Here is a 2,414-nt window from a genome sequence, read left to right on the forward strand (position 1 = left end):
TGTTATACAGTTCTTCAAATTTCAGATGCAGCTCAAAAAACTTATCTCCGGAGATGTTCCAGTGAAAGCCACGGGTGTTCATGTAGAAAACAGAATAATTGGCTAATAACCCGTTCAGTTTCTCTGCTAATTCTTTGGTTAATTTTTCATCTAACCCGATTGAATTTAACTTGCCCATAAATGTATCAGATGTTTGTTCTTTTTTCAAATATTATACTTACCCTCTATAATTCCAAACAATCTGAACCGAATTTAAAAATGAGATTGACCATTACATGGGTATATAAAAAATACAATTTTAAAAGTTAAAAAATAAAGGGGATGTTTCTGACATCCCCTTTAAAATAATCGCATATCTCTATCAGATGCTTACGTTATTATCACGTAATGCATCGTTCAATGAAGTTTTAAGATCTGTGCTTGGCTTTCTTTTTCCAATGATCAGTGCGCAAGGTACCTGGTATGTACCTGAAGCAAACTCTTTCGGTATGGTACCCGGGATTACGACTGAACGTTCCGGAACAAAACCTTTATATTCAACTGGCTCAGGGCCTGTAACATCAATAATTTTAGAACTTGCTGTTAACACCACATTGGCACCCAATACCGCTTCTTTACCCACACGTACTCCTTCAACCACGATACATCTAGAGCCTAAAAATGCCCCATCACCAATAATTACAGGAGCAGCCTGTACAGGTTCAAGCACACCGCCAATACCTACACCACCGCTCAGGTGAACGTCTTTACCAATTTGTGCGCAGCTTCCTACTGTTGCCCAGGTATCAACCATCGTTCCCGAATCTACATATGCGCCAATATTAACATAAGAAGGCATCAGGATTGTCCCCTTTGCAAGATATGCTCCATAACGCGCAACCGCATGCGGAACCACCCGAACACCTAATGCTTCATAACCAGTTTTTAATGCCATTTTGTCGTAAAACTCCATCGGTCCACATTCAATCGTTTCCATTTTGCGGATCGGGAAATACATGATTACAGCCTTCTTTACCCAGTCGTTTAATGTCCAGCTACCGTCTTCATTTGGCTGAGCAACTCTCAAACGCCCCTTGTCCAATTCTTCGATTACTGCATTAATGGTATTCTGTACTTCCGGGTTTGCAAGTAATGAACGATCTTCCCACGCTTTTTCAATTAATTCTTTCATCTTGATATTTAATACTATAATTTTTTTACTATTTTTAGGAGCATGATCAAACACAAAATACTCCTAGGATCAGTCCTAAAGCCTACTAACGACGCCCGAATGTACGAAAAAATCGGGAAAAGTCTGAGTGTTTTGCCAAATACAGAAATCCACATTGCAGGGTATAAAAGCTCTCAGATCAATACTGCCAACCAATTCTTTTATCCTATTTTTGAGTCCCGAAGAATGTCTGTTTTACGTCTTTTTGCTCCTTTGAATTTTCTCAGAATAGCACTTAAAGTAAAACCTGATACAATTATAGTTTCTACTCATGAATTACTGCTAGTTACATATTTATACAGAATATTATTTGGCTGTAAAATTATATACGATGTACAAGAAAATTACTTTTACAACCTGCTCTATACAGATACGTTTCCACCTTTGATAAAGAACATTTTAGCTCATTGGGTGCGCTTCAAGGAAAAGTTTGTACAGAAGAAGATTGATGGTTATCTCCTGGCTGAAAGAACTTACCAAAGAGAGCTGGCCGACCGCATCCATCCGCAGATACTTGTGCTCGAAAATAAATACCAGGGAAGCATTCCGCAGGAATCAAAAATTGTAAGAATCACAGAAGGGCAAAAAATCAAACTCTTATATTCAGGAACCATTGCAACTTCGTATGGCGTGTTTGAAGCAATTGACCTGATCATCCGGTTATATCTTTTTGATTACAGATTTGAACTCACCATCATCGGCTTTTCCCCAAATTGCCGCGAGCTTACCAAAGTCAAAAACCGCATCGCCCCCTACCCGTTTATCAAACTGATTGGTGGTGACAAACCGGTAGATCATGCTGAAATTTTGTCAGCCATTCATACTCACCACATCGGTCTGCTCCCTTACCGCTTTAATGAAAGCACTACCCTGCGGGTACCAACAAAACTGTTCGAATACCTGCTTAACCATCTGCCCGTGATTTGTTCCCCCAATCTGATCTGGGGAGAATATATTCAGAAATTCAATGCCGGTATTATTATCCCTTTTTCAGATTTACCCAAAGCAGGCGATATTAAGAACGCTATTCTGAACACTGATTTTTATACCCAGGGTAATCCGGAAGAACTGATCTGGGAAGAAAGTAAATTACTAAATTGGTATAAAGAACATTTCCTTCAAGCAGCAGAGCAAATTGCTTAATTACTCATCGGTTTCAGGATCATTTTTTAGTTAACTATCCCCCTTCTCGTCTTCAATCTTC

3 protein-coding genes are annotated in these 2,414 nt (G+C 39.1%); 1 reads left to right on the forward strand and 2 read right to left on the reverse strand.

Going from position 1 to position 2,414, the window contains the following annotated elements; all coding sequences use genetic code 11:
* Together ACTHJT_RS08820 and ACTHJT_RS08825 are read right to left on the reverse strand one after the other, a co-directional pair.
* Positions 1-178, reverse strand: a 178-nt coding sequence (locus ACTHJT_RS08820; RefSeq protein ID WP_440237659.1) for a Dps family protein, incomplete at its 3' end; no start/stop codon positions are given.
* Between the two features lie 183 nt (positions 179-361).
* Entirely contained in the window at positions 362-1,171 is an 810-nt protein-coding gene (locus ACTHJT_RS08825; RefSeq protein WP_440237657.1) for a 2,3,4,5-tetrahydropyridine-2,6-dicarboxylate N-succinyltransferase, read from the reverse strand.
* Positions 1,172-1,594: 423 nt separating this feature from the next.
* Here ACTHJT_RS08825 and ACTHJT_RS08830 point away from each other — a divergent pair, with 423 nt between their 5' ends.
* Complete coding sequence (locus ACTHJT_RS08830; RefSeq protein WP_440237658.1) at positions 1,595-2,353, forward strand: hypothetical protein; 759 nt, start codon at positions 1,595-1,597, stop codon at positions 2,351-2,353.
* Positions 2,354-2,414: the final 61 nt, after the last annotated feature.

The sequence above is a fragment of the Cytophaga sp. genome, from assembly GCF_051961495.1.
Lineage (GTDB): Bacteria > Bacteroidota > Bacteroidia > Cytophagales > Cytophagaceae > Cytophaga.

Coding starts and splice junctions, on each gene's coding strand:
- ACTHJT_RS08825 (WP_440237657.1), bottom strand. CDS start 1,171: ATGAAAGAATTAATTGAAAAAGCGTGGGAAGATCGTTCATTACTTGCA.